General features: G+C 64.4%; 26 protein-coding genes. 14 read left to right on the top strand and 12 right to left on the bottom strand.

Going from position 1 to position 25,854, the window contains the following annotated elements; genetic code table 11:
* The first annotated feature begins 50 nt into the window (after positions 1-50).
* Positions 51-1,406, top strand: coding sequence for an HlyD family type I secretion periplasmic adaptor subunit (locus tag XI05_RS14015; RefSeq protein ID WP_271502421.1), 1,356 nt, complete (start codon positions 51-53; stop codon positions 1,404-1,406).
* Here XI05_RS14015 and XI05_RS14010 read toward each other — a convergent pair.
* The 4 genes from XI05_RS14010 to XI05_RS13990 all read right to left on the bottom strand — a co-directional run bounded on the left by XI05_RS14010 (position 1,403) and on the right by XI05_RS13990 (position 5,641).
* Positions 1,403-2,248, bottom strand: a complete 846-nt coding sequence (locus tag XI05_RS14010) for a response regulator transcription factor (RefSeq protein WP_271502419.1) — start codon at positions 2,246-2,248, stop codon at positions 1,403-1,405. The two genes, XI05_RS14015 and XI05_RS14010, sit on opposite strands and share 4 nt — an antisense overlap.
* Positions 2,249-2,392: 144 nt before the next feature.
* Positions 2,393-2,977 carry a hypothetical protein gene (locus tag XI05_RS14005; RefSeq protein WP_271502417.1) on the bottom strand — a complete coding sequence of 195 codons (585 nt, stop codon included), beginning with the start codon at positions 2,975-2,977 and terminating at the stop codon, positions 2,393-2,395.
* 1,610 nt (positions 2,978-4,587) lie between these two features.
* Positions 4,588-5,010, bottom strand: coding sequence for a hypothetical protein (locus tag XI05_RS13995; protein ID WP_271502415.1), 423 nt, complete (start codon positions 5,008-5,010; stop codon positions 4,588-4,590).
* Positions 5,011-5,164: 154 nt separating this feature from the next.
* The gene (locus tag XI05_RS13990; RefSeq protein ID WP_271502413.1) at positions 5,165-5,641 is read right to left on the bottom strand and encodes a DUF3833 family protein; all 477 of its coding nucleotides are present in this window, start codon (positions 5,639-5,641) and stop codon (positions 5,165-5,167) included.
* 244 nt (positions 5,642-5,885) lie between these two features.
* Here XI05_RS13990 and XI05_RS13985 point away from each other — a divergent pair, with 244 nt between their 5' ends.
* Positions 5,886-6,155 (top strand): hypothetical protein, encoded by a 270-nt coding sequence (locus XI05_RS13985; RefSeq protein WP_271502411.1) that lies wholly within the window; start codon positions 5,886-5,888, stop codon positions 6,153-6,155.
* 45 nt (positions 6,156-6,200) lie between these two features.
* On the opposite strand, the gene ku is transcribed toward XI05_RS13985, so the two are convergent.
* Entirely contained in the window at positions 6,201-7,142 is a 942-nt protein-coding gene (gene ku / locus XI05_RS13980; protein WP_271502409.1) for a non-homologous end joining protein Ku, read from the bottom strand.
* A gap of 214 nt (positions 7,143-7,356) precedes the next feature.
* On the opposite strand from ku, the gene XI05_RS13975 reads away from it, so the two are divergent.
* From XI05_RS13975 to XI05_RS13960, 4 genes are all read left to right on the top strand, one after another.
* The gene (locus tag XI05_RS13975; protein WP_271502408.1) at positions 7,357-8,136 is read left to right on the top strand and encodes a hypothetical protein; all 780 of its coding nucleotides are present in this window, start codon (positions 7,357-7,359) and stop codon (positions 8,134-8,136) included.
* Entirely contained in the window at positions 8,120-8,785 is a 666-nt protein-coding gene (locus XI05_RS13970; protein ID WP_271502406.1) for a nucleotidyl transferase AbiEii/AbiGii toxin family protein, read from the top strand. Before XI05_RS13975 ends, XI05_RS13970 begins: the two co-directional genes overlap by 17 nt.
* Before the next feature lie 415 nt (positions 8,786-9,200).
* Positions 9,201-9,806, top strand: a complete 606-nt coding sequence (locus XI05_RS13965; protein ID WP_271502404.1) for a nucleotidyltransferase domain-containing protein — start codon at positions 9,201-9,203, stop codon at positions 9,804-9,806.
* Between the two features lie 76 nt (positions 9,807-9,882).
* Positions 9,883-10,236: a hypothetical protein gene (locus XI05_RS13960; RefSeq protein ID WP_271502402.1), complete on the top strand. Its 354-nt coding sequence runs from the start codon at positions 9,883-9,885 to the stop codon at positions 10,234-10,236.
* Between the two features lie 169 nt (positions 10,237-10,405).
* Here XI05_RS13960 and XI05_RS13955 read toward each other — a convergent pair whose 3' ends face one another.
* The 3 genes from XI05_RS13955 to XI05_RS13945 form a co-directional block, all read right to left on the bottom strand.
* Positions 10,406-11,536: a hypothetical protein gene (locus XI05_RS13955; protein WP_271502400.1), complete on the bottom strand. Its 1,131-nt coding sequence runs from the start codon at positions 11,534-11,536 to the stop codon at positions 10,406-10,408.
* A 199-nt stretch (positions 11,537-11,735) separates the two neighbouring features.
* Positions 11,736-14,807 carry an EAL domain-containing protein gene (locus tag XI05_RS13950; RefSeq protein WP_271502397.1) on the bottom strand — a complete coding sequence of 1,024 codons (3,072 nt, stop codon included), beginning with the start codon at positions 14,805-14,807 and terminating at the stop codon, positions 11,736-11,738.
* 156 nt (positions 14,808-14,963) lie between these two features.
* Positions 14,964-15,761 (bottom strand): adenylate/guanylate cyclase domain-containing protein, encoded by a 798-nt coding sequence (locus tag XI05_RS13945; RefSeq protein ID WP_271502395.1) that lies wholly within the window; start codon positions 15,759-15,761, stop codon positions 14,964-14,966.
* A 148-nt stretch (positions 15,762-15,909) separates the two neighbouring features.
* On the opposite strand from XI05_RS13945, the gene XI05_RS13940 reads away from it, so the two are divergent.
* From XI05_RS13940 to XI05_RS13930, 3 genes are all read left to right on the top strand, one after another.
* The gene (locus XI05_RS13940) at positions 15,910-16,110 is read left to right on the top strand and encodes a hypothetical protein (RefSeq protein ID WP_271502393.1); all 201 of its coding nucleotides are present in this window, start codon (positions 15,910-15,912) and stop codon (positions 16,108-16,110) included.
* Positions 16,111-16,189: 79 nt separating this feature from the next.
* Complete coding sequence (locus XI05_RS13935; RefSeq protein WP_036035855.1) at positions 16,190-16,369, top strand: hypothetical protein; 180 nt, start codon at positions 16,190-16,192, stop codon at positions 16,367-16,369.
* A 165-nt stretch (positions 16,370-16,534) separates the two neighbouring features.
* The gene (locus tag XI05_RS13930) at positions 16,535-16,828 is read left to right on the top strand and encodes a hypothetical protein (RefSeq protein WP_271502391.1); all 294 of its coding nucleotides are present in this window, start codon (positions 16,535-16,537) and stop codon (positions 16,826-16,828) included.
* Here XI05_RS13930 and XI05_RS13925 read toward each other — a convergent pair.
* From XI05_RS13925 to XI05_RS13910, 4 genes are all read right to left on the bottom strand, one after another.
* Positions 16,815-18,020, bottom strand: coding sequence for an adenylate/guanylate cyclase domain-containing protein (locus tag XI05_RS13925; protein ID WP_271502389.1), 1,206 nt, complete (start codon positions 18,018-18,020; stop codon positions 16,815-16,817). The two genes, XI05_RS13930 and XI05_RS13925, sit on opposite strands and share 14 nt — an antisense overlap.
* 104 nt (positions 18,021-18,124) lie before the next feature.
* Positions 18,125-18,709 (bottom strand): HutD/Ves family protein, encoded by a 585-nt coding sequence (locus XI05_RS13920; protein WP_271502386.1) that lies wholly within the window; start codon positions 18,707-18,709, stop codon positions 18,125-18,127.
* Positions 18,684-19,637, bottom strand: coding sequence for an alpha/beta fold hydrolase (locus tag XI05_RS13915; protein ID WP_271502385.1), 954 nt, complete (start codon positions 19,635-19,637; stop codon positions 18,684-18,686). Before XI05_RS13915 ends, XI05_RS13920 begins: the two co-directional genes overlap by 26 nt.
* Positions 19,638-19,814: 177 nt before the next feature.
* A complete protein-coding gene (locus XI05_RS13910; protein ID WP_271502383.1) occupies positions 19,815-21,905 on the bottom strand; it encodes an adenylate/guanylate cyclase domain-containing protein in 2,091 nt (696 codons plus the stop codon).
* Positions 21,906-22,219: 314 nt separating this feature from the next.
* On the opposite strand from XI05_RS13910, the gene XI05_RS13905 reads away from it, so the two are divergent.
* The 5 genes from XI05_RS13905 (at position 22,220) to XI05_RS13885 (ending at position 25,839) form a co-directional block, all read left to right on the top strand.
* The gene (locus XI05_RS13905) at positions 22,220-22,525 is read left to right on the top strand and encodes a BufA1 family periplasmic bufferin-type metallophore (protein WP_271502381.1); all 306 of its coding nucleotides are present in this window, start codon (positions 22,220-22,222) and stop codon (positions 22,523-22,525) included.
* Positions 22,526-22,562: 37 nt separating this feature from the next.
* Entirely contained in the window at positions 22,563-23,477 is a 915-nt protein-coding gene (gene bufB / locus XI05_RS13900; RefSeq protein WP_271502379.1) for an MNIO family bufferin maturase, read from the top strand.
* Positions 23,467-24,249 carry an HvfC/BufC N-terminal domain-containing protein gene (locus XI05_RS13895; RefSeq protein ID WP_271502377.1) on the top strand — a complete coding sequence of 261 codons (783 nt, stop codon included), beginning with the start codon at positions 23,467-23,469 and terminating at the stop codon, positions 24,247-24,249. The genes bufB and XI05_RS13895 overlap by 11 nt, the downstream gene beginning before the upstream one ends.
* The gene (locus tag XI05_RS13890) at positions 24,246-24,755 is read left to right on the top strand and encodes a DoxX family protein (protein ID WP_271502375.1); all 510 of its coding nucleotides are present in this window, start codon (positions 24,246-24,248) and stop codon (positions 24,753-24,755) included. The genes XI05_RS13895 and XI05_RS13890 overlap by 4 nt, the downstream gene beginning before the upstream one ends.
* Positions 24,756-25,026: 271 nt before the next feature.
* Positions 25,027-25,839 carry a class I SAM-dependent methyltransferase gene (locus XI05_RS13885; RefSeq protein WP_271502373.1) on the top strand — a complete coding sequence of 271 codons (813 nt, stop codon included), beginning with the start codon at positions 25,027-25,029 and terminating at the stop codon, positions 25,837-25,839.
* Positions 25,840-25,854 lie beyond the last annotated feature (15 nt).

The following is a 25,854-nucleotide window of genomic DNA, read 5'->3' as shown; positions in this document are numbered from 1 at the left end:
GGTTCGTACGAGGGCCGTCGCGCCCCCCGCCGGCCCGACGATCTGGCGTCGTGGTAACCGCAATCGACGATTTCGAGCCTCTGGAATTTCCATGGTGCTCGACGCCCACGCCGACCTCGCCACGCGGAAGGCTTCGCGCTATCACCGTCGCGGGCAATCTGCTGGTGCTCTGCTTCATGCTGGGGCTTGGTACATGGGCGAGCCTCGCGCCTCTCGAAAGCGCCGCGATCGCGTCCGGCGTCGTGGAATCGGAATCGAGTCGCAAGACGATCCAGCATCTGGAAGGCGGTATCGTCAGCAAGATCCTGGTTTCGGATGGCGATATCGTGCGCAGCGGCCAAACGCTGATCGCGCTGGAGGACACCCGGGCGAGTTCGGAGGTGCAGAGCCTTCAAGGCCAATTGTGGGATGCAACTGCTCGTGCCGCTCGGCTTCAGGCCGAGCAGCAGAGATTCGAGAGGATCGCAATTCCGGACGCGCTGGAACAAGACAGCATGCAGAGCGGAGTGGCCGCCGCTGCGGTGTCGGCGCAGCAGTTCATTTTCCAGGCACGCCTGCAGGTCCACGAGTCGCAGCTTGCAGTCATTCGCGAACGAAGGCGTCAAGTCGAAAAGGAGATCGAAGGTCTCACGGCGCAGGAGAGCGCCACCGGGCAGCGGGTCGGCATCGTACGGGAGGAACTGGATATGGTCACGACACTCGTCAACAAGGGTCTCGAACGGCGGCCGCGACTTCTGAACCTGCAGCGGGAGCTGGCCGACGTTGAGGGCCGCCGCGGCGAGATCGCCGCGCAGATTTCCCGCGCCGCGCAAGTCATCAGCGAACAGCAGGCCACATTGTTCAAGCTCGAGAGCGAGAGGCAGAACGAGATCGCACAGTCGCTTCGTGAAGCACAGAACCAGATATTCCAGCTCCGCGAGCGATTGTTTGCGGCCAGGGACCAGCTATCGCGAACAGAGGTCAAGGCGCCAGAGGACGGCGTGATAACCGATTTGCGGATTCATACAGCCGGCGGCGTCATCGGAGCGGGCGCTCCGCTCATGGACCTGGTACCCCGGCAAGACCGTCTCATCGTGACCGCGCGCCTGAGGCCCGAGGATATCGATGTGGTTCATCCCGGCCTCAATGCCGAGGTTCACCTCGTACCGTACAATCAGCGTCGCGTGCCTCGCCTGATCGGAACTGTCGTGCACGTGTCCGCAGACCGGCTCCTCGACAAGCGCACGGACCAGCCATACTACGCGACCAAAATCCGGATCGATGACGCGCAGATCGTCGCAAACGACATCCAGATCGTCCCCGGCATGCCGGTTCAAGTGTTCATCACGACAGGGCGCGGTACCGTGGCTCTCTACGCGCTCAGGCCCCTGCTCGACTGCTTCCGTAATGCATTCAGAGAGGACTAAGTCTCCTGCATCGGACTTGCGCCGGGGTCGTGCCCCTGCGACGGCAACCGGCCGCGCCAGCGCAGCACGGCTTCCGTCCGATTGTGCGCAGCACATTTCCTCATGATATGCTGGATGTGCATTTTGACTGTGCTTTCCGACAGGTTCAATTTGGCGGCGATCAGCTTGTTGGGCAGGCCGAGCGCCAATTCCGCCAGAACCTGTTGCTCACGAGGCGTGAGATCCGGCACGCTCCTTTCGATAGTCACTCCGGCTCCCTCGTTCACAAGAGATGCGCGCGCAAGCCCGCGCGCATCTGGCGGCTCGAAATCCGATATCCTGTTCATCCCGGCGACGGGCAACGGCCTGTAGACGCCGCCGACAAGGACAAGGCGCAGGCCAGCTATGGCAATCTCGATCGGCAGCGAGGTAGAAAGAAAGCCGCGCACACCCCGCTGCATCGCGGCCTGCACGGTCGGCTCGTCGTCATGGTTTGACAGAATTGCAACGGCGGCGTTGGGACAACACTCCGCAACGAAGGCGAGACTTCCCTCAACCGAGGGATCGTCGATGGGCTTGTCTGCGATACTCAGCACCACCAGACGAACATCGCGGGTTGATGTGCAGTCCAGGCTTTCGACCGTTGCCATGTCGAGGATCTCGAATTCCGCCAATTCCCGCCTGAGGACGTTCAGAATACATGTGCGAGGCAACAGGAGCGGTTCGACGAGCACCAGAACCGGCAAGTGAAGTGACCCATCGAGCCGCTTTGAGGAGTTTGTTATGTCGTCCATGATTTCCTCGAGATAAAAAGAGCTTCCGCGATATTCCCATTCCCTATTGCTTGTCCCCTGCTGCTGCATTCATCCTGAATGATCATCACGAGAGCGGCGCAGTGCCGCCGCCAGTGCCTTGTCCACTGCGGTTAAACTGGCGCCTGGGTGGAAATTCTTTCCGCTCAAATTCATTTCGGCGCGGACCGCGCGCTGCCGCAGCCGACGCATTCCCTAATTGCAGATATTTCGATAGGCCGTTGACGCCGCCGACCCCGACTTGCCGTCGACGACGTATGCTTCATCCTCCTTCACGAGATAAAGAAACGGTCTCTCTGCGGCCTCGCCCCCTGATGCGCTTCCTCCTTTCACACGCCCGCAAATCGTATCCACGGGGCGTCCGAGCGTGTTCTTTCGCATCGTGCGCTTCATTTCGGTGAATTCGGCCGATCCTGGATCCTCCATCTTCGTCGCGATGGTGACCTTCGCCTTTTCTAGGACAGGATCTGAGTCTTCGGCGGGCCGTTCGGATGCTGGGGCGCTGGTCCTCGTCCGCAGTGACGCCGCTTTGGCGAGGTCGACCGATCCGCTCTTCTTTGGTGATGGTTTCTTGCCGGACCTTCCCGGAGTTGCAGAATTCGGTTTGACGATCACGGGATCCGGCGCCAGTGCCGCCGGCGTTGGCTGCGGGGGTCGGGCGACCGCAACCCGGTCGAAACAGGGTCGTGACGCACACCCAAGGAAATACCCTCGGGACGGCGCGAACCAGCCAAAGCCGATCAGGACTCCTGCCAGCACTCCAACAAAAAGCAGTCCCATCCGATTCCCCTCCCTGGGAGCTCGGCTCGCACTCGTAACTAGGACTAATTCCGCGCTGGTGATCCATCTGTTGCGCAAAAGCGTTAAACGCCCATTAAGCGCGCAGCGGCGCGATTTGGTCCGCTCTTGGACCTCTCTGCAACTTGCGTGTTCGAACGTCCGCCTTGCACCACCAAAAGCTGCCGATCACCGGCGCGTGGCACAGCCACGCAGAGGCCCGAAGGGCGAAGCGCGGTGTCCGGCATAGCTGGAGCGCAGCGGAAGCGACGACGGACTGTTGCGGCGAGCTTCAGCTAGGAGAGCCAGCGACACACATTAGAAGCGAAGCGAGTGAAGGCTGCCGTGCCCGATGAGGTTTCTTATCGTTTGAATTTCCGCTCGATGACTGGAAGTGCCGGAGTATCGCGCGTATACGTCCAACGGAATGCACAACCCGCTTGCTCGCCGGTGGCTTCGCCTTCCAGGCGGTTCTCATGGCCGGTGTATTGACCCTCGCCCAGCTTGTGGATCGTCCGGCGCAGCGTGTCGCTGTGGTCGTGTACCGAAGGTGCGCGGATTGATTTTCTGGTTATTCGACTTGGCGCGCTACGGTTTCTCCGCTGGAATCCGACCATCCGGATCCCAGATACTCACCGCGATCGGTGGTGAAAGCCGTGGTGCTGGGCAACGCCAGGCGTTGTCTCATAAGCCCTGTTGGGCCCAAACAAGGGAGCCGCTCCGCCAGGGCGTTCCAGGCCCATTCTACCTGCTGGCGTCAGTTCGCAGTCGTTCAACACATCCCGATCGGGATATTGCGCCTGAAACAAATTTGGATTTTGAGTCGCCCACAACGGGCACTGGGCGCTTGCAGAGCTTATCGCGCCAATCGACATCATCGCTGCAATAACAATGGTCCTGAATCCAGTCATGGTCGTGCTCCGAACGGCTGTTGTTTTCGTGCGGAGCATTCGCGCTTGCTCGAATCGGCTGCTCTGTTGAACGCGTTTCCTTCGAGTTTCTTGGACGAACATTAGATGGGTGTGCGCTCGGCAAAAACACGCGGTGAACAATCACAGCTGCGCGAATGGCAAATCGTTATGCTCACCATTGCGTGACGCACACCGGCATCCCGCATGTCTGAAGTCGCGTCACATCGGACACATTCGCCAAAGTCGCTCCAGCATCGGCAGCTGAGTGCAGCGACGGCGCGTGATGCCGAGGACGTTACCAGTCTTGCAGGCGTGGCCGATTGCGAGGGCGTGGACTGAGACTCATCTAACTCCTCATCGAGGTCTATCGGAGAAACCACCATGCGATCAGGTCTCGTTTTCAGCCTTCTGATTATCCTGTGTGCACCCGTCAGCGCCGCGGTGGCAGGCCAGGTCCATCGGCATCATGCGACGGCACATTCCCGTGTCTTGACGACTGGGACCGCTGCGGCCTGGGCTTATTCACCGGCACGGCCGGACCGCCATCAACCGACCCCGCACTATGATGATCAACCAGAACCAGGTCATAATCCGTACGAGGGATGGGGCGGTTAACACCCCCTCGCCGCCGCGTCGCCGCCGGCTTGGCGCCCTTCGAGCGCGGCGATGTACGGCGAGTTCGGTGCGGACCTCAATCCCGGTTCAGGAGGCGTTCGCCCTCGCCCGTTCGCGGGCTTCGCGGCGGCGCTCTCGGCGCTCGCGCCGCGGCTTGGCCCGGTCAGCTGGCTGCGGCAGCGGGGGAAGCGGAGCAATCTCGAATACCGGCTGGGACGTCTCATCGACCGGGGACGCCGGGCTTGGCTCGCTTGGTGCCGGGCGGGCTTCCATGAACTCCAAGATGTCTCGCCCCTTGGAGGTCAGTCTCCAGCCACCGCTGATGCGCTCGACCAGCCCCTGTGAAAAGATGTCGAGGTCCGGCACCCGGCTGGCGAGACGCCTCGTCCGGTCGGCCCAATCGGGGCCACTGGTCGCCAGGATGGCCATGTCGCGCTTGAGGTCTTCCATGACGGCAAAGCCATCTGGATAGCTCACCAGGATCTTCAAAACCGTAACCTGGAAATTCACGCCCCCGCCCCGCTCTGAATCAATCAGCGCCAGAAGATCCCTCCCGGGAAACGCCCACCGTACTTTGCTTCGGTGCCTTCGCGATTCAAAAATGTTAATCTCGAGGAAGAAGCGCTCGCAGGAGGAGCAGGGCTGCAGCCCGCGTCGGGCGAACCTAAAGCTTCCGATAAGTCACATGCGCCGTCGCGAACGGAATGCCCGCCCGCCCGGCGGATCCGCGCACGATGCAGGCGCGGTCATCGATCGCATAGAACCAGTCATCGAAGTTCAGCTTGAACGACTTTCCATCGCCTTGGGGCGTGTCGCGCGTGTACGTCCAATGGAATGCACAACCGGCCTGCTCGCCGTTGGCTTCGCCTTCCAGGCGGTTCTCATGGCCGGTGTATTGGCCCTCGCCCAGCTTGTGAATCGTCCAGCGCAGCGTGTCGCTGTTGCCGTCGTCGAAGGTGTAGGTTTCGGTCAGGACGACAGTGTCGGTGTCCGCGTCCAACTCGCCATGCGCCGTGATCGTCGCTCGCTTCAACAGCCCGCCGACGAGGCTCTCGACCACTGCCCATCCTTCCAAGCGGCCGACGAAGAACTGCTCAGGGAGAAACACCGGCGTGGTGCCAGCGAACGCATCAATGGCCATGGCTTTTCCTCCGAAACCGATGACCACTCAAGTCGCCTCTCGGCACCAGGTTCCCCAGCAGGGACCCGCCTGGCTCGGTCGTGCTTGCGGCGCAGGCAGACTCCGCGTCAACACTTCGCCTCCTCCACAGCCCACCGGAACACGTGGACAAGATCAGTCCCGCCGTTTGGGAATCCCTGACCCGTGCTAACCGCCGGGAACGAGCGGTCGGTGGCGCGGATTCGTCCCGCAGGAGTGATCTTGCATGCTGATGATCAGGGAAAGACGGCCGGCGATCCGCACCTTGCGGGGATGGGCGATCCATGTGCTGCACGACGCCGGCGCGATTTGCGAATGCGAGGAGCACGGCTGGGCCAAGGATCGTGCCGACCCGCACGCGCGCCATCGCGCGGTCGAGCTTGCGCGCCAGGAGCCACCGGACGGCGTCTCCGCCGATCAAGCCGTCGCGGAGATCAACGATGTGCTCGATTCGATCGGCGATACCTGTCCGGAGTGCCCTGAGGAGGGCCTTTGAGGCCTCCGACAAGGACCTTCGCGTACCGCGGACGATGAAGATGCTTCATGCCGATTTCCGCCGCGCCCCTGAGGCCGGCTTCTTAGCGGACGTCTCCTTGGCGGCCGCCTTCTTGCCCGCGATCGGCATCAGCATCTCCTTCTGGCCGGCCGCGGCCTTCCTCGGCTTCTTCGCCGGTTTGTCCGCCTTTGCGGGCGCGGCCTGCTTCCCGGCCTCCTTGCCGACGCTCCGCCGCAGCGCCTCCATGAGGTCGACGACGTTCTCGCCCTTCGGCCGCTCCTTCGGCCGGATCACCTTGCCGGCGCGCTTTTCGTTGATCAGCTCGATCAGCGCGGTCTCGTAGTGATCCTCGAACTTTTCGGGTTCGAAGCGGCCGGCCTTCTGGTTGACGATGTGCCTGGCGAGATCGAGCATGTCCTTGGTGACCTTCACGTCCTGGATCTCGTCGAAATATTCGGCCTCGCTGCGCACCTCGTAGGGGTAGCGCAGGAGGGTGCCGACGAGGCCCTTGTCCATCGGCTCCAGCGCGATGATGTGCTCGCGGTTGGTCAGCACCACGCGCCCGATCGCGACCTTGTTCATCTCGCGGATGGTCTCGCGGATCACCGCGAAGGCGTCGTGGCCGACCTTGCCGTCGGGACGGATGTAATAGGGCCGGATCAAATAGCGCGGGTCGATGTCCGACCTGTCGACGAACTCGTCGATCTCGATGGTGCGGGTGGACTCCAGCGCGATCTCCTCGAGCTCTTCCTTGGAAACCTCGATGTACTGGCCCTTCTCGAGCTCGTAACCCTTGACGATGTCCTCATTCGGCACCTCGTCGCCGGTTTCCGCATCGACTTTCAGGTACTTGACCCGGTGGCCGGTCTGCCGGTTGAGCTGGTTGAACGAGATCTTCTCGCTCTCGGACGTGGCCGGATAGAGCGCCACGGGGCAGGTGACGAGGGACAGTCTCAGGAAGCCTTTCCAATTGGCGCGCGGGGCCATTTACGCAGTACTCCGGTTCGAGGCGGCTTGGATTCAAGACGAACGGCCGGCCCGGGTTCCGACATGGGGAGCTGCATTTCAGGACACCGCCTCCGCGCCTCGCCGCCTTCGCCGCTCTCCCGCCGCAGGCGCCTCCCGCGTCCCCATCCAGAGTTTCAGATATTGCAGTTAGCTGCGTCAGCCCCTATATTGGACCGGAAGGAAAATCCGTTCCATGACCACCCATGTGCTGCAGTTCGTGGGGCTATCTGACCAGGACCGCAAGGCGGCCAAGGCCTTCGACAAGCTCGGCAAGGGCGATCAGGTCGAGGTCCGGGTTCGCCGCAAGTCGGGCGAGGATCAGGTCGTAAAGTTGCCGCCGAAGGCCGCGGCGCTGCTTGAGACTGCGCTCGGCCATCTCCTTCAGGGAGAGCGTGTCGCTGTCCTCGCCGAGGATCAGGAGCTCAGTCCGAACGACGCGGCAGACATCCTGGGCATCTCCCGACCGCTGGTCGTGCATCGGATGGGCCTCGGGGACCTGCCATTCCGATATGTCGGCAAACACCGCCGCACGAAGCTGAAGGATGTGTTGGCGCTGAAGTCGCGGATCGGTGCCCAGCGGGCGGCAATGGAGGCGCTCGCCGGAAATGCCGAGGACCTGAGGCGGCGCCAGGGCGTAAGCCCGACGAGGAAACCGAAGAGCGTCGGACGCTCTTCAAGCCGTACCTCCAAGCCAAAGGACGTCGATCAACTCGTTCTCGGTACAATCAATGCTCCGTACCGCCGGACGATCAATTCGACTGATCTTGTGGCTTGCCTCATGTCGAGAGATTGGCAGAATTGGATCGCACATGTCGTTACATTCTTCACGGAAGTACGACCTGAACTGGTTTTGCAATTCGCTCGGCTTCACGCGATTCCCATTCGAGACTTGGTTGCTGCCTATCACGCGATGACGTCGGCCACTGGCGAAACCAATCCCGCACTGGAGCGCGCATTTGAGCGGCTGGCGTAAGTTACTTGGTCGAGCGCTCGATGGGCTGTCCGATCTGGAGCAGCAGGGCCAATCGGTGCCCGGCTGGGTACTTGGCGGCGGCACGGCCCTGATGCTCTACGCCAACCATCGATTCAGCCGGGACATCGACGCGTTCATCGACGATCCCCAGTATCTCGGCTTGTTATCGCCAGATACCACGGATGTATGGAACTGCGACGATTGGGACAAGGCGGCTCATTGTCTCAAGCTCAGATATCCCGAGGGCGAAATTGACTTCATCGTCAGCGGCCCGGTGTCTGATCTTGATCCCGCTGAGAAGGAAATTGACCTGACATCAATCCGAGCAGGCTGGAGGCCAGCGATCATGGTCGAGCCGCCGGCGGAGATCGCTCTCAAGAAGATGTATCATAGGGCGACGATGCTGAAGCCTCGCGACATTTTCGATATTGCAGTCATTAATAAGATCGACAGCGACTCCCTTATCGGAAACCTAAGCGAGATCGCCTCCAAGAAGGACGACCTCGTTCGCCGGCTCGCTGGCATTCGTGTCGACTACCTGACGGCCGACCTTGCCGAATTGGACATCCAACCCGGATGGGAGCACGAGAAGGAAACATGTCTCGAAACCGTCCGCTCGCTCGTGGCGCAGATTCCAATGGCCGGCTAGGCGCGTGAGACGGCATGTGAACTTCTTTGGTAAATTTGAGACCCATGGCCTCGTTTGCTCAAGTCCCCGAAGAACAATCGCGCACGCTGCGGTGGCTGCCCTTTATTGCCGCAGTCATGACTGCAGCTCCCTTTGCGTGGGATACGAGCCTTCGCACGTTTCTGATAGAGAGCATGCGGGTGAAGAGCGGAAAGCATCGGTGAAGTTACGGTGACAGTGCTGGACTGTCATCGCAATTAGAGATCGCGCCTGACGCGCGCGAGCGCTTTGAAAGCACTTCAAAGTCTCGTTCAAAATCGAGTCGCCGCGTGGGTGGATTGGTGCGGCGAAACACCTCCGGCGCGTGAAGAAACGATCGGCTGAACTGGAACGCAAAACGTGATTTATACCCAAATTGGGGTATATCCTACCCAATATGGGAACATCAGCCCAGCCAACCAGCCTGTCGAGCGCGCTGTTTTCAAACGTGCAGCAGCGCGTGCTTGGCCTCATCTTTGGCCAGCCGGAGCGAAGCTTCTACACGTCCGAGATTGTTAGAACGGTCAACTCGGGGACCGGCGCCGTCGAACGCGAATTACAGCGGCTGCAAGGCAGCGGCCTCGTCTCGGTTCAATGGATCGGCAATCAGAAGCACTACCGCGCTAATCCCGATTGTCCGATATTCAACGAGCTGCAGAGCCTTATCCTGAAGACGGTGGGATTGGCGGGACCGTTGGCGGAGGCTCTGCGGCCACATGCTGGGAAGATGCAAGCGGCGTTCGTGTTCGGATCGGTCGCAAAAGGCTCGGACACAGCGGCGAGCGATATTGATCTCTTGGTGATTGGTGACGATCTCGACTACAGTGACCTCTACACGGCGTTGCAAGGTGCCGAAGGCAAGCTGCATCGCAAGGTCAATCCTCTGTTCCTGACGCGCGAGGACTGGCGGCGTAAGATTTCGCGCAAAGATTCGTTCGTTCAAAGAATTAGCACGCAGCCGAAGATCTTCATCGTGGGATCGGAAAGAGCCCTTCATTCGTGAGCAAGGTCGAACTCGACAATCTGGTGAAGATCAGGAAGCTCAGGAAGAGCCGCCCTCGCGCTCGGAATATGATGGGATGCTGAGCGCCGCGAAGACGCGGCTGCGCGACGCACAGAACGAAGATCTCGATTCCGACAGCCAGTTCGACCTGGACTATGGCGCGGCGCACAGGCTAGCGGCAGCTTCTTTGCGACGGGAAGGCTATCGCTCGGAAGACCGTATCACGGTATTTCAAACGCTGGTCCACACCGTCGGCACCGACAAGTCGGATATCCAGGTTTTCATCAGGGCCCATAACGAGCGCAATCTGGCGGAATACGAAGGCCGTACCGAGATCGACGCAGCGTTGTTGGCGGCTTTGATCCGCTGCACGAAGAAGCTGGAAGCGGATCTCGCCAAGCTTGCGCCGCCGCCGGAAGCGAAAGGTTGATGCGCGGAATTGGATAGGGCGCTTCCCGCGACCTCTGAAACGGCCGACCCATTTTCCCGAGATGCTCAAGACAACAATCGCGACATCACGGCTCAGCTACGCTTTCGGCACCGTACTTTTTCCGGCAAGGGGGAGCGGACGCACCTGCGGGGGCCGTGGGTCAGTCGGCTCAGTCACCTTTAGACCCAAGCCTGTTCAGCCGTTCGATGAATTTTCCCTTCTTCTCGTGCCGGACGCGAAGTGCGGTGATACGGCCACCAAAATCGTCCTGGCTTCCCTCTTCGTCCGCCAAGGCCTGGAGGTCGGCGAGCAGGCCAATTGCGTTGGCATAGCCGGCCGGATTGCGGCGCTCGATCTCCTGCTCGATTTCGCGCCATACAGTGCTGACGCCGCGCCGCTTGAGAATCGCAAGTCGTGCGCGGCGCGCCTTTTCGGCCTCTGCCTCCTGGCGACGGCGTTCACGCTCGCGTCGCCCGGCTTCCGCGCGCTCGCGCGCCTCGGCGATTTGCTGCGCCCGCATACGCAGCATGCCGGCGGTACGCCGCCCGGACGAGGCGAGATTCGTCTTGCGAACGCTTTTCCTGAGCTCGGCAGCGACGTGAGGATCGCCGGCGGCGAGCCGCATCAGCAGATCGACCTTGTCACGCTCGGGAATGGCCGAGATCGCCCGACGCAACGCGTCTTCGGACGGGGCATCATCGTCTCGACCCAGCTCCGCAGCCGCCGCGACGAGATCCGGATCCACGAAAAAGAAATCCGCGAACGCTTCGAGCGCGCCAGTCAGCGGCGCAAGACCGGGCAACGGCTCGATCTCGTCCTCGGCGATCAGCTCGTTCTGCACCACCGTCAGCCACACGAGATAGAATAATCTGAGGTCGCCCGACAGCAAGTCGGCCCGAAGCGGCGCGAGCGCCGCCAGCCGACTGGAGCCGTCCTCCCAGTCGTCGTGGCCACCTTCCTCGTGAAGACAAAGATCGATGATCAGATTGTCGTCGGCGGTCCATATCTGTGCCCAATCGATCTCGCCGAGAAAGGGATCGATGTCCGCCCGGCTCACGAACCGCTCCGGGACCCTGATCATGAGACGGCGCGTTCCCCAGTTCGCGACGTATAGATGCAGGTCGAACCAGCGCTCCATGAACTTGGCAGGATCGCCCATCAGGTCCGCCCATTCGTAGTGATTGATAAAGCTCGTCGCGGTGATCCGCGCGCGAGACGAAATCGCGCGCAGCTCATCCTGTGCGGCGCGGTCGAGAGGGCGATCGACTGCCTGAAACTCGTAGTACTGATATTCGCTCATAGCTGCTCGTCAGACGTCGACCGATTCATTTGGGCCGCAATGCAGATTGCACGGGCGCGCCGCTGCAAGCTAATAATCGCCTCGACATCTCGGTCAAGCGTGCAGCGCCGCGCTGGCGGCCTTCGCAGTGGAGCGGACGATGTCGACGATCAGGGCGGAGGCGAGCGCTTGCGTACCCACGCAGCGCGCCGTGCATCCCTCAGGACGCCGCCCGCCTGACCTTCTCCGCAGCCGCCTCCAGCCGCCGCGGCCGCCCCAAGAGATAGCCCTGCATCTCGTCGCAGCCTTCCTGGACGAGGAGCGACATCTGGGCCTCGGTCTCGATGCCTTCGGCGAGGACGGGGACGCCGAGCCCGTGGGCGAGGCCGATCACGGCGCGGACGATGGCGAGCGAGCGCTCGCTCTGGCCGAGGGCGGCGACGAAGGAGCGGTCGACCTTGATCCGGTCGAGAGGAAACGCTTCGAGATAGGACAGCGACGAATAGCCCGTTCCGAAATCGTCGAGCGCGATCAGGATGCCGAGCGACTTGAGCGACTGCATGGTCCGCTTGGCGCGCGGCACGTCCTCGATCAGCACGCCTTCGGTGATTTCGAGCTCGAGCCGCGCGGCCGGCAACCCGCTCTCGCGCAGCGCGCGGCGGACCTGCGCATCGAGGTTTTCGCGGCGGAACTGGGCGGCGGAGACGTTGACGGCGACCCGCAGCGGCTGATCCCATGACGCCGCCTCCCGGCACGCCTCCATCAGCACCCAATCGTCGATCTGCGCGATCGCGCCGCTCTGCTCCGCGATCGGGATGAACTCTCCCGGAGGGATGACACCGCGCAGCGGATGCCGCCAGCGCACCAGCGCCTCGTAAGCCATCAGCGTGCCGTCCCGATGATGCTGCGGCTGATACTCGAGATAGAACTCGCCCCGCTCCACCGCGAGGCGCAGATCGTGCTCCAGCGCGCGGCGGTCGCGCAGCTGCTGGTCCATCGCGCTGGTGAACAGGCGGATGGCTCCCCTGCCCTCGTGCTTGGCGCGATAGAGCGCGGCATCGGCGTTTGCGAGCAGCGACACGGCGTTGTCCGCATCGCGCGGATAGAGCGCAACGCCGACACAGAGGTCGATCTTGAGCGCGTGGCCGTCGACCTCGATCGGGCGCTCGAATTGCGCCCGCATGCGCGTCGCGAGCAGCTCGGCGGTCGCCGGCAGCGGCAGCTCATCGGTGATGCCGATGAACTCGTCACCGCCGACGCGCGCGACGTAAGCTCCCTGCGCGGCCTCCTGCAGCCGGCGCGAGGCTTCGCGCAGCACGGCATCGCCGACGGCATGACCGAAGCGGTCGTTGATCGCCTTGAAGTGGTCGAGATCGATACAGAGCACCGCGAAGGCGCCGTCCGTGATCTCAGCGCGCTCGATGGCATCGCCGAGATGCTCACCCAGCGCGGCCCTGTTGGGCAGCTCCGTGAGCGCGTCGTGGCCCGCGAGATAGCTCACCCTTTGTTGCGCCCGATTGCGCTCGGTGACGTCGAAGGCAACGCAGACATGGGCCAGACGGCCCTCATAGACCAGCGGCCGGGATTCGATCACGACCTGGATCGCCTCGCCGTCGGCGGTCCTGTGCAATTCGTAGTCCTGCCCGGCGTCCTGCCGCTCGCAATATTCGAGCTGACGTTCGGACATCGCGAGCAGGTCGTGGCGGGAATAGCCGTAGTGCCGGCACATCGCGCCATTGACGGCGATGAGGCGCCGCAGCTTGGCGTCGACCACCCACATCGGAAGCGGGTTCTCCTCGAACAGCAGGCGGAACGAGGCCTCGCGGCGCTTGAGGTCGGTGATGTCGATGCGGACGCCGATGCTGCCGCCGTCGCTGGTGCGCCGTTCCTCGACGCGGATCCAGCGGTCGCCCGCCAGATGCTGCTCGTGCGAATGGTGGGGCAGCGCATGGTGCGCGAGGCGCTCGGCGAGCCACGCCTCCTCGCGCCCCGCGGCATCAGGGTATTGTCCCGCGGCAAGGCCGGTTCGAAGCATGGTTTCGAACGGCGTGCCGGCCGCAAGGGCTTCCCGGCTCGCCGCGTAGAATTCGGCGTATTGATGATTCCAGAGGACCAGGCGATCGTCCTTGTCGAAAACGGCAAGTCCTTCGGGGACGACGTCGAGCGCTTCGGTCAGATGGGTGTGAGCGGCGCGGGCGGCGGCTTCGGCCTGCTCGGCCGCCGTCTTGGCTTCCGCAAGCGCCATCTCGGTTCGATGACGCTCGGTGATGTCCTCGTGGGTGGCGACCCAGCCCTTGCCCTCCATCGGGCGATGCTTGATCCGCACGATCCGGCCGTTGGTCAGTTCCACGGTGGTATCCGAATTCTCGGCGCTCACCGGAGCGCTGTTGCGCCAGACCAGATAGTCCTGCTTCGACATCTTCGGCGCGCTGCCGGCCGAATAGCGGAGATCGACGATCTCGGTCAGCTTCATGCCGGGCCGGACCAGCTTCGGATCCAGATCGTAGATCTCGAGATATTGCCTGTTGCAGACGATCAGGCGCTGATCGTCGTCGAAGAAACAAAGGCCATGAGACATGTTGTTGAGCGCCCGGTCGAAGCGCTCGGCGAAGGCGGTCGCGATCTGCTCTGCGGCCCGCGCGCGGTCGCCCTCCTCGGACAGCCGTCCGTGGGTCTCGACCAGCTTCACGAAGGAACGGAAATTGGTGTTGATCATCCGGGCGAGCAGAGCGAGCAACACCAGGAGATTGATCCCGACCGAGACCAGCATCCCCTCGCCCGAGAGCAAGAGGAGCGTGGCGATCGGTGCGCCGGCGATGATCATGGTCAGCCGCGTCGCGGGCGGAAAGCTGCCGAGGCAGTAGGCGGTGCCGACGCAGCCCATGAAGAGAAGCAGCGAGACCGACGCGCGCAGACCGGGATCGACGACCATGAACAGCGCCAGGATCCAGATCACGAAGCCGGAGCTGAGCACCACCGTGGCGATGCGAACTCTTGCAAGCTCGAGATACGCCTCCTCGGCGGTGAAATCGGCCTTCTTGAGCCGCAGCCACTGGGCGAGCCGGAACAGACAGGCCGCCAGAAGGGCGGCCGGCAAGGCAAATCGCAGCCACGCCGATATCGTGTTGGGAAGGACCAGGCCGACGCTGATGCTGTTGACCAGGAGCATGGCGTAGAGAACGGGCACCTGCTTGCGCAAAACCCGGAACTGTTCGACCAGCAGCGCACGGCCGAGCGGATCGCTCGTGTCGCCCACGGAGAAGGAGGCGCGAAGCCGCGCGAAGAAGCCCATCGAATTTGCCCCAGCCCGTGAAGGCTAGGGCACGAGTGGCGAAGGACCCGTAAAGGCGCTTGGTATTTTTAGGTTTAACGGAATGTTGGAAAACACTGGGACGTCGATCATCTCGGTTCCCGAAATGAAACCTCGAGGCTGGGCAAGGAACGATCCTCACCCCTCCAGCCGCCACAACCTCCACCGCTCCGGCACGCCCTTCAGCCGGTGCACGCCGTGATCGCGCAGGCCGATCGCCGCTTGCGTCGTCATCAGCTCCTTCACCGCGCTCGACACCAGCACCTCGCCGGCGCGCGCCTTCGCGGCAATGCGGGTGCCGATGTGGAAGGCGAGGCCGACCATTTCGCCGCCGCTGATGGTGTATTCGCCGGTGTGCAGGCCAACCCTGATCTCGAGGCCGAGCGTGCGCACGGCTTTCTGAATCGCGCTGGCGCAGGCGATGGCGGCGGCGGGCTTTCTGAAGGTCGCCAGCACGCCGTCGCCGGTGGTGACGACCTCCTTGCCGCCGCACGTCTTCAGCTCCTTGCGGACCGCCGCGTAATAATGGCCCATCACCTTGGTCCAGCGCGCATCGCCGAGCTTGGCCGCCTTCGCGGTGGAGCCGACGATGTCGACGATCAGGATGGTGGCGAGCGCCTGCTTGAGCTCGACGCCGCGCGCGGCCGGCGGCCGCCGGTTCGCGATCGCGCCGGTCAGCGGCTCATAGCGATGGCTGCGGCGCCGCGCGATCGCGGCTTTGGTGTAGTCCTGCGCGCGCTGCGCGGTGCCGCAACGAACGGTCTTCTCCTGCGGCAGGCGCGACCAATAGACCTTGCGCGCGGCGCCCGTGCCATGCACCTCCACCGCGCCCCATTTCAGGAAGACCGCCGAGCCGACGCGTCTGACACACCACGCCTTCGACGTGTATCCGGAGACGTTGGACTGATGGACACCGATGCGGAGGAATTTGGGCATGAAGGCGCGGCCGATGGAAGGACCGTTGGACGATGTGCGCCAAGCCTATTCGGAGAGTTCCGCATCGGCAATAGGCGCTCGGTTCTCTGGCCAACCGATTGGCACTTTCTGCGGCAAGGCGCGTTGCGGTGTTTTCGAGGAGGCGCAGATGACCAAGACGAAGGCTGCCCACGCGCAAGACGCAAAGACGCAAGCAGCGCTCAATCCCGGTGACGAAGCCGCGCCCGGAACCAAGGGCACCGGCGAAGACATCTGTCCCGATTGTCACGGCAAGGGGCGCATCGACGGCGCGCCTTGCGCGACCTGCGGCGGGAGCGGCACCATCACGCGGGCGGTCGGCGGCGCCTGACGCCGCCAGCGGCTTCATTTTGGTAGCAACGATCGGCCTTCACGCGTGTTTTCCGCAACTGGATGCAGTGAGGCGTGCCATGAACAAGACGACCGGACTGACACCCGACGATTTTCCGATCGAGGCCGACAAGGACAAGCTGAAGACCCACAAGGGCGAGCCGGTGGCTTCGGCCGAGACCGAGCAGATCGCCGACGAGATCGCCGACCGGCTGAACGAGCACGCGCACCAGGAAGAGCAGGATCGCTGGTCGGCGTAGTTCAGCGGGTTTGCGGCCGCCGAACAGGATTTGGAACGACCACGCGTTGCCGCGCATTGGCCTTTTGCCGGCGTCTCACCATTCCGGCAAATGGCGGCCCCGGCTCAAAGCCCCGCCCCCGGACCGCCGGGCCGGGGCCGCCTGGGGCCGAGCACAGGAGCGGACATGAAAGCACTCGTCATCGCAGGGCTCATCGCGGCTCTCGCCTCGCCCCCTTCCGCCTTCGCGCAAAGCGGCGCGGGTGCGTCGAGGACGGGCTCGAGCATCAATTCGACCGGCACCGGCGGCACCACCGGCGCGGGCGCCTCCAGCCTCAATACCTCGTCGGACGCCAACAGCGGCGGCGCGAATGCCCCGGCGAAGTCGTCAACGATGAGGCCGGGCGACAACGATCCGGCCAGGCAAACCCAGGGCGGCCAGCAGGCCCTGCCGAACGCCACCGGAACTAACCGGAAGTAGCGCGAGCCGGATAGGCATACAGCTCGATCGGCGCGTTGAAGCCGCGCACCTCATGCTGGCCGACATGCTCCAATGCGAACTCCTTCTCGACCAGCTCGGCGAAATCACGTGACAGCAGCACGTTCCTGCCGAGCGTCTTGGTCAGTGTCTCCAGGCGGGAGGCCATGTTGACGGCCGGGCCGATCACCGTGAAGTCGAGCCGCCTGGCCGATCCGATATTGCCGTACATGACGTCGCCGACGTGGACGCCGATGCCGTAATTCAGCGGCGCGCGGCCGCTTCCGCTGTTCCGCTCGTTGAGCGCGGCCATGGCTCCCCTCGCCTCGGCCACGGCGTGCAGAAGATTGGCGCAGGCGTTCGGCTGACGCAGCGGGAAGATGGCGAGCAGGCCGTCGCCGATGAATTTCAGGATCTCGCCGCCGTGCCGCGCGATCGGCTCCGACATCGCGTCGAAATAATCGTTGAGCAGGTCGATGACGTCGTCGCGCGGCCAGTTGTCGGAGATCTTGGTGAAATCCCTGAGGTCGCAGATCATGATCGCCGCGCGCACCGTCGTGCCGCTGCCGCGCCTTGTGGCGCCTGCCAGGATCAGCTCGCCGGCGTGCGTGCCGACATAGGTCTCCAGCAGCGTGCGTGCCAGGCGATTCTTGATGCGGATCTCGCTGACCAGCGCCAGCACCGGCAGCAGCTTCTTCAGGCCGGCGATGTGGACGTCCTCGAAGCCGCCGGGACGATCGGTGGCGAAGGTGACGACGTGGCGCTTGCCGAGCGTGTGAAGCAGCGGCCAGGCCACATAATCGGTCATGCCCAGCGACCGCATCTCGTCATAGAGAGCGTGCTTGCGGCCGAGCGAGAAATCCCGCTCGAGCTTTTCGCGGACCTCGTCGGCGCCGTCATGGATCTCGTTGGCGGAGCTGCCGATATATTCGGGCCGCTCGCGAACGTCGTAGTCGGCGAGCGTGATCTCCGCCTCGCGCTTGCCGTCGGACCACATCATGCGGGCGCCCAGCCATTGCGGGTGATGGATCATCACGTGAAGCGTCGACCGCTTGAGCGGGATGCCCGCCTGCTGCAGGCGGATGCACATCTGCGCGAAGATGTCGTCGATGAAGCGCTCGCCGCGCGTGCCGTTGGTCAGCCAGTCGATGACGCCGTCGGCCTGCGTGGGGGCGTATGTATCTGGCGCATTCATATCCTGCCCCTCGAGCTGCGGTCTTTAACGAAGCAGATATCGTGCGCCGGTCGGGCCGCGTCAACCTAGCCAGTTGCACGGATTGTGCGCATCGGTCTGAGGTTCTACCCCAGAAGCCGGATCGACCCCAGCACCGCGAGCCCCGAGACCAGCGCAAGCTGCGATGGCCCGGCCAGCTCGAGCTTCAGCGTGCCGGTGCGGGGAATCGCAAAATCCCCATCGTCGAGGCGGATGCGGCATTCGCCGCGCGGGGCGTAGACCAGATGCGTGCCGGCGGCGAGCCGGAGGTCGCCGGGCTCCTTCAGTGCGAGGAGGTCGATCTCGGCCGCGCCGCGCCGCGCCATGAGGTTCACGACCTCGACGGGGCCGGCCTCGAGCTCGGTCACGATCTCGAGTTCACCGGTGAAACGCACCGTCGTAAAAGGTTCACGTTCGTCGAATTCCTGCGTCGGCGACTTCAGCACCAGTCCGCGGCCCTCCACCACCATCTGCAAGCGGTCGATGCCGGGCATATGGGAGAAGGGACCGGGCGCCAGAATCGGCGTCGACGCAAAGCGCCAGAGCAGGCTGTTCCAGTCCTTGCGCGGCGCATCGGCCCGATGAGCGTCGGCGATGTCGGTGAAGATGCCGCCGCCATTCTTCCACGGCGAGCGGGTGTAGCTTTCAGGATTGAGCAGCGTTGCCTTCATGGAGATCCCTGATGCGATGAGGGTGCGAAGCAGCGGCGCGCCCGTCCAGGAACGGCTCGGCCGCCTCGCGCACCGCGTCCAGATGCGTGAACAGCGAGACGTGACCGCCATCGGGGAGCGCCAGCAGCTTCGCCTGCGGGATTGCGCGGCAGACGTTCTCGGCATGCGAGAACGCCACCACATCGTCGGCGCGGCCGTGCACGACGAGAGCAGGCGCCGAGACCGCTCCTGCGGGCAATTGCTCCGGCGCGGCAAATTGTGCGATGTCGTTGACGGTCCCGGGGATCCTGGCGTGCAGATGCTCGAGCACGCTCGACTGCAAGGTGCGCAATAAGAGGCCAGCCTCGGGATGGCGCAAGGTTCGCTCGCGCATCGCGTCATCGGGAATCGCGCGGCGCGCACCGGATTGCGGATTGCGTTCAGCCCGCCACTTCAGGAGCCGAGGCAATCCGGGAAGACGCGCAAGATGGCGCATCATGCGCAGGCGCGCGGCGATTTCCGGCGGCGTTTGCAGTCGCCCCGTGCAGGCCGACACCAGCACGAGCGAGCGGCAGCGCGAGGGATGCCGCGCGGCAAATTGCAGCGCCGAGGGGCCGCCGGCCGAGACCGCGACGACCGCCACGTTGGAGATCCCGAGCGCATCGAGCAGCTCGCGATAGAGATCAGCCTGCTCGTCGGGCGAGGCACCCAGTTCAAGGCGCGAGCCGAGATAGCCCGGGCGAGACACGGCGATAACCCGCTTGTCGCTGAGCGTCGAGGCGAGCGCACGCGCGAGCAGCCACGATTGGTCGTGGCCTCCCATGCCACCATGAATGGCGAGGATGGCAGGCCCCTCGCCTGCGATCGCGCATTGGACGATCCCACGGGAGGTCTGCACCGAGACCGGAGCAGGCCCGGCGAGCGGCAATGCATCCGGATTTGTGGTCATGTCGCGCCTTCCACGCCTCGGGTGCGCCGGCCTTGAGATGACGCAGAAGCTTCGCGGGACGCTGACGCCTGGGTGAACTGCAGACCCAGGCGATCCCTTACAATAGGGCCCCGGCGAGCTCAAGGGCTCGGCCTGCGGAATGCGCGGCACGCGCATGACGTCGCAAAATCCGCGCGGCTATTTCGACGTCAATGCCGCCATAGGCCGCCAAGTGACGTCGGGCGCAGCTGCAGCGAGCCGACGGCAGCGGTCACGCATCAGCTCGGCCGGACGATCGTGTCCGCGCTGCTTCAGCACGGCCTCGAAATCGGCGAGTGCGTCGACAAAGCGGCGCGCGCGATAGGCGGCGAGACCGCGTTCGTAATCCGCGATCCAGCCGATCGTGTCGCTGCCCGCCGCATTATCGTTCACCATCCCGACCAGCTCGTGAACGGACAGCCCCTCCTCGCGTCCGTAGACCGCGATACTGTCGACCTCGCGCGCGACGACGGCGCCGCGCGCCAGACGCTCGGTCGCCGCGCCGATCAGGATTTGCGTGCCGTAGGATTTGTTGGCGCCTTCGAGCCGACTCGCAACGTTCACGGCATCGCCGATCACGGTGTAGTTCAGCCGCAGCTCCGAGCCGATATTGCCGACCAGCATGCAGCCGGAATTGACGCCGATGCGGATCTGGAGCGGCTGGCCGAGATCGTCGACGAGGCCGGATTGTTCGACCGCAAGGCGGCAGGCGAGCGCGGCGCGGCAGCAGCGCGCGGCGTGATCGTCTTGCGGCTGCGGCGCGCCCCAGAACGCCATCACGGCATCGCCGATGAACTTGTCGATGGTACCGCCGTTGGCGACGATGATCTCGGAGGTGAGGTCGAGATAGCGCGACAGCAGCGGCACGACGCGATCGCCGAGCCGCTCCGACAGCCCGGTGAAGCCGGCGATGTCGATGAACATCACGCTGAGCTCCTGGATGCTGCCGCCCGGCCGCGCCTCGACGCCCTGGCGCAGCAGTCCGCGGACGAGATCCGCCGGGATGAACTTGCGGAATGCGGACAGGCCGGCCGCCATCTCCGCGATTGCACCCGACAGGCTCGCGATCTCCTCGAGCCGCGACGGATGGCGACGAACCTGCTCCAGCGCGAAGGCTTCGACATGGCGCAGCTCGCCGACCACGCGCGACAGCGGCGCGGCGATGACGGACCGCGCCAGCATCGCCGAGGCCAGCGCCGCGAGCACGGCGCCGATGGCGAGGCCGAGGATCAGGCGATGCAATGTCGTCTCGACCGGCCCGAGAAATTCGGCCTCGGGGATCACGGTCGCGAGCGACCAGCCGGGAAACGGCAGCGGCGTCAGCGCAACCTCATAGGCCGCGCCGCCCGAGGTGAGCCGGCTCCGCCAGGCCTCCTTGCGGCCGGCCTCGCCCGCCTTGTCGAGCGCTGCGCGCGCCAGCGGCAGCAGCGCGGTGTCGCCGCGCGCCGGATGGAGCTCGTCGGCGTCCTTGTCCGGCGCTGCGACGAGCTCGCCGCTGCCGTCGACGATGAAGGCGGTGCCGGTGCGCCCGACCTCCAGCTGCGACAGGAAACGTGCGAGCCTGGTATATTCGATGATGACGGCAAGCACGCCTTGCCGCTCCTGATAGACGTCGATCGGTCCGGCGAAAGCGATCGACGGCCGTTCGCCGGTCGCGTGGTCCATCACCCTGAACCATTGCGGGTCGTCCGCGCCGAGGCCGGCCTTGAACCAGGCCTGATCGGCGACGCGGAAATCCGTCGGCTCGAAGCGGCGATTGGCGAACTCGATGTCACCGGGCACCACGTCGTATTCGTCGACGCGGCGCTGGCCCGGATGATCCGTGAGCGAGATCTCCATCATCTCCAGGCGCCGATCGCCGAGCTTGTGCGCGGTGAAGAAGGAGCCGTCGGGCCAGCCGAATGCGACCCAGGAAATCGTCGCCTGCGACTGCAATTGCGAGAGAAAGACGAACTCGCGCTTGTCAGCCTCGCGGGTGTCGAGCACGTTCTGGAGGAACAGCGTGCGGATCGCGGTGTGCGCGGCCCGCGCCTCGTCGACGATGGCCGAGACCTCCTTGCGCACCGCCGCCACGATCTGCTCGTTGATGGTCGAGGCGAGTTGCCGGCTGGCCGTCTCCGCCGTGCGCCACCACAGCAGGCTGGACAGCGCCGCCGTCAGCAGGATCGCGGCGAGGACCAGCGCGGACACAGCAAGGCGGATGCTCACCGTCATCCTTGCGATCGCATGAAGCTGCCTATCGACCGTCATCGCTGTCTTCGCCTGCGCCTTGTCGCGAGCCACTGACACTGCCTTACGGCCGCCGGCGCTGGTTCGTTACGTCTGGCAGGAGCGGGTGCCGGCCGCCAATGCCCGTGGGCTAACGTCTCGATAGAAGCTGAGCATTGGCTTTACGCCGTCGTTTGCCCGCTAATCCCCACCCAAGCGCACTGCCCGTGCGCCCGATCCAATCGGTCTCACGGCTTCGTGAGCAGCCCGCCGGTAACGCGGACGGCGCGCGGAGCGAAGGAGACCATGCGCGCATCCCCGCCCAGGCGATGCCACCTCGAACAGGAGAACCTCTGATGTCTGTCAAACATGCCGTGACCTCCCTCGCCCTCGCCGGTGCGGTGTCGACCGCGCTTGCGACCCTTGCCTCCGCCGGCCCTCTGACCAAGGCCGAAGCCGATGCCGCCGTCGCCGCCAAGAAAGAGAAGTGCTTCGGCGTTGCGCTGAAGGGCCAGAACGATTGCGCGGCGGGACCGGGCACGACCTGCCAGGGCACCTCGACCGCCGACTACCAGGGTAATGCCTGGAAATTCGTCCAGGGCGGCACCTGCACCAGCATCGAGCTGCCGGGCGGCAAGAAGGGTTCGCTCAAGCCGGTGTAACGGCCGGCGCAACAGCAAGCGCGAACGGAGCAGCACGATGAGCACAATCAAGCCGGCCCTGCCAGCAGCGCTGCCGCTCCGCTTCGCGACGCCGATCGGCGGCGTTGCCGGGACGAGCTTCAAGCCCGAGCACCTCCCCGCAATCCTCGAGGCGAAGCCTCGGCGCGGCTTCTTCGAGGTCCACGCCGAGAACTACATGGGCGCCGGAGGGCCGCCGCATCGCGCGCTGGAGGCGATCCGCTGCGATCATCCGCTCTCGCTGCACGGCGTCTGCATGTCGATCGGCGGGCCCCGGCCGCTCGACAAGGCGCATCTGGCGCGCTTCCGCGGCCTGGTCGCGCGCTATCAGCCCGCGCTGGTGTCCGAGCATCTCGCCTGGTCGACGCATGAGACCAGCTTCTTCAACGATCTGTTGCCCCTGCCCTATACCGCGGCAACACTGGCTTGCGTCTGCGATCATATCGACCAGGTGCAGGAGGCGATCCGTCGGCCGCTGCTCCTGGAAAACCCGTCGACCTATCTCGCCTTTCGCGAATCCTCGATGCGCGAGACCGAATTCATGCGAGCCGTTGCGGAGCGCACCGGCTGCGGCCTGCTGCTCGACGTCAACAACGTGTTCGTCTCCGCGGCCAACCATGGATACTCCGCGCTCGACTACCTCGCTGATTTCCCGCTGTCGCGCGTCGAGGAAATTCATCTCGCCGGGCATGCCGAGCAGGCCGACGACGAAGGTGACCTGCTGTTGATCGACAGCCACGACGGCCCGGTCGCGGACGCCGTCTGGAAGCTCTACGAAATCGTCATCCAACGCCGCGGGCCGGTGCCGACGCTGATCGAATGGGACAGCAAGATTCCGGACTGGCCGGTGCTGCAAGCGGAGGCCGCTGCTGCACAGGCGATCCTCGACCGCCGTCAATCCACAGCAATGGCAGGAGACCGTCATGCTGCCTGAACCCGGCTTGTCCTTTGCCGCATCGTTCGCGCCGGCGCTGCTGGATCCGGCACGCAGCACGCCTGAGCTGGTCACCGGCCCGAACGGCAAAGCCGCTGGCCGGCGCTACGACGTCTACCGCAACAACGTCACGGTCAGCCTGATCGACGCGCTCGCCGCGATCTATCCGGCGGTGCAGCGCATCACCGGCACCGATTTCTTCCGCGCGATGGCGCGCTTGCATGTGCGCAGCCATCCGCCGACATCGCCGCTGCTGTTCGAATACGGCCGCGATTTCCCGGAGTTCATCGAAGCTTACGAGCATGCGCAAGATATGCCCTGGCTCGCCGACGTTGCGCGTCTCGAACGGGCCTGGCTCGATGCCTATCACGCCGCCGACGCCGCTCCGCTGTCGCCGGCCCGGCTCGCGGCGGTGACACCCGATCGCTTGGCTGATCTGGTGTTCATTCCGCACCCGGCCGCGCGATGCCTGCGTTCGGACTACGCCGCCCTGACGATCTTTGCGGCCAACCGCGACGACGCACCGGTCATGCGGATCGATGCCTCGACGCCGGAGGATGCCCTGATCACGCGAGGCGAGTTCGACGTCGCCGTGCGCCGCCTGCCACCCGGCGGCGCGGTCTTCGCGCACCTTCTCATGTCAGGGCGGCCGCTCGGCGAGGCCGCGACGGCGGCGCTGGAGGCTGCAAGCGAATTCGACATTGCCGCGAACATCGCCGGGCTGATGGAAGCCGGCGCCTTCACCTCGCTCTGTTGCGGAGACCCATCATGATCACGGACCAGCACATGACGACCGCCAGCGGCCTGCCCTCGCCCGGAGCACTCATCGACAGAGCCAATCATCTGGTGCAGACGCTCGCGACGCCATCCCTCGTCCAGCTGGTGCTGCGCCTCGCGCTGGCCGTGCCGTTCTGGCGCTCGGGCCTGCTCAAATGGGGCGGCTTCCTCAAGCTCAACGACACCGCGGTGACGCTGTTCAGCGACGAATTCATGCTGCATCTGCCGGGCGGGCCCTATCACTTTCCGGCACCGACGGTGATGGCCTTCCTGTCGGGCTCCGGCGAGATCATGTTCCCGATCCTGCTGGTGCTGGGGCTCGGCACGCGGTTCGCAGCGCTCGGGCTGCTGTTCATGACGCTGATCGTCGAGCTCACGGTGCCCGACGGCTGGCCGATCCATCTCACCTGGGCAGCGATGGCGCTCGGCATCATGGCTTACGGGCCCGGGCTCATCTCGCTCGACCATCTCGTTTGTCGTGCGCGGTCGCACGGGCGATGAGCCTGCGATCTTATCTATCCACAAGCACTCCGTCATCCTGAGGTGCGCGCCCTTGCGCGCCTCGAAGGATGGGCTGCAAGCGCTCGTGGCCCATCCTTCGAGGCTCACCTTGCGATGCGATGCATCGCAAGGTGAGCACCTCAGGATGACGCCGGTGGGTGTGATTGGCGTAGCTACATCCCGCTCAGGCCGCTATCGACCGCGAGGTGCTGGCCCTGGCGGGAAACCATGGTAATTTGCGCCTCGTGTCCGAACCTTCAGCGAGGCTAGCATGCCCGACACTGACAAGGTCTTCGCCGGCTCGATTCCGAAAATCTACGACGAGTATCTCGTCCCGATGATCTTCTCCGTCTATGCGGAGGACATGGCTCGGCGCGTCGCCGCACGCTCTCCCTCCGTCTTGCTCGAGATCGCCGCGGGCACCGGCGCCGTGACGCGTGCCGTGGCGGCGGCGCTGCCGCGCGGCGTTCGCTACGTTGCAACCGACCTCAACGAGCCGATGCTCGCGGTCGCCGCGCAGCGCCAGGCGGATGACGATCGCATCACCTGGCGCCAGGCGGACGGGATGGCCCTGCCCTTCGGCGCTGCCGAGTTCGACGTGGTCTGCTGCCAGTTCGGCGCGATGTTCTTTCCGGACCGCATCAAGGCCTATGGAGAGGTCAAGCGCGTCCTGAAGGGCGACGGCACGTTCGTGTTCAACGTCTGGGATCGCATCGAGGACAATGTGCTGACGCACGAAGCCACGGCCGCGCTCGGAAAGCTGTTTCCCGAGGATCCGCCACGTTTCATGATCCGGACGCCGCACGGCTATCACGACAAGGCCGTCATCAGGGGCGATCTCGAACGCGCGGGCTTCCGCGACATCTCGATCGAAACCCGATCCGAAATCAGCCGCGCGCCTTCAGCCGAGTACGTTGCCATTGCGCTCTGCCAGGGCACGCCCCTGCGCAGCGAAATCGAGGCGCGGGATGCCGGCAAGCTTCAGGCTGCGACCGATATCGTTGCCGAGGCAATCCGGACGCGCCATGGCTCCGGTCCGGTCGAGGGCAAGATCCAGGCGATCGTGATCGAGGCCCGCCCGTAGCCGCGGGCATCGATC

The sequence above is a fragment of the Bradyrhizobium sp. CCBAU 11357 genome (genome assembly GCF_028128865.1).
Lineage (GTDB): Bacteria > Pseudomonadota > Alphaproteobacteria > Rhizobiales > Xanthobacteraceae > Bradyrhizobium.
The sequence above is the reverse complement of the archived record's forward strand: the minus strand, read 5'-3'. Positions and strand labels throughout refer to the sequence as shown.